At 32.4% G+C, this 717-nt stretch carries 1 protein-coding gene; it reads left to right on the plus strand.

Annotated features, from left to right (window positions below; all coding sequences use genetic code 11):
* On the plus strand, positions 1-510 hold a 510-nt coding region (locus tag ACSSWA_RS14955; protein WP_437357460.1), incomplete at its 5' end, for a hypothetical protein.
* Positions 511-717 lie beyond the last annotated feature (207 nt).

Consider the following 717-nt stretch of genomic DNA (forward strand, 5'->3'; position numbering starts at 1 on the left):
ACAGGAACGATACGATTTACGCAGTTGCCTACGAGTGATAATCCCGATCTTGATGTAATAATCGACATGAATGTAACTTTTGAGCCGGATTCAAATGGTTACTGGCCTGCATTGTATAATAGAGAGATAAATGTTGTAACAGTGAGATGGCGTTGTAAGGTATGTTATGAGGATTCGGCTGTATATGATGGGATAGTGAATGAAATGTTATATATTTCCGATTTTCATACTATAGATTCTTTAGGACTTACATCTTCAAAGAAGATAGATCGATCTTATAGATTTACAGTCCCTTCATCGTATTATTCAAATTATCCTCAGATATCTGAAAAGGGGTATCTTTATATAATAGCAAGCGTTGTTTTTGAGGGTAAAATAGTATCTCGGGATTCATTAAATGGATTAACTTATTCATGTGCAGAAATTATTGAATATGTGCCTGCTATAGGAAGAATAAAACATTATAACATATATACCCTTATAGAGTCACCTTTTACAGTAATTCCATAATAAAAGAGTGAGGTAAAAATGAGAATAAATAATCGGTAATGTGAAAAATTCGTGAACAATTTATTTGACGGACTCTAACTGGATTTCAGAAGTTTTCCCAAACTTCATAATTAAAAATCAAGCTTAAAGTAGATATCATAGGAGGAGGCTGCTATGAAAATACAATCGAAAATATGGTTGACGATTTTAGTAGTTATCATAGTGATA

The organism is Melioribacter sp. Ez-97, assembly GCF_051488665.1.
In the GTDB taxonomy this organism is placed as follows: Bacteria; Bacteroidota; Ignavibacteria; order Ignavibacteriales; family Melioribacteraceae; genus Melioribacter.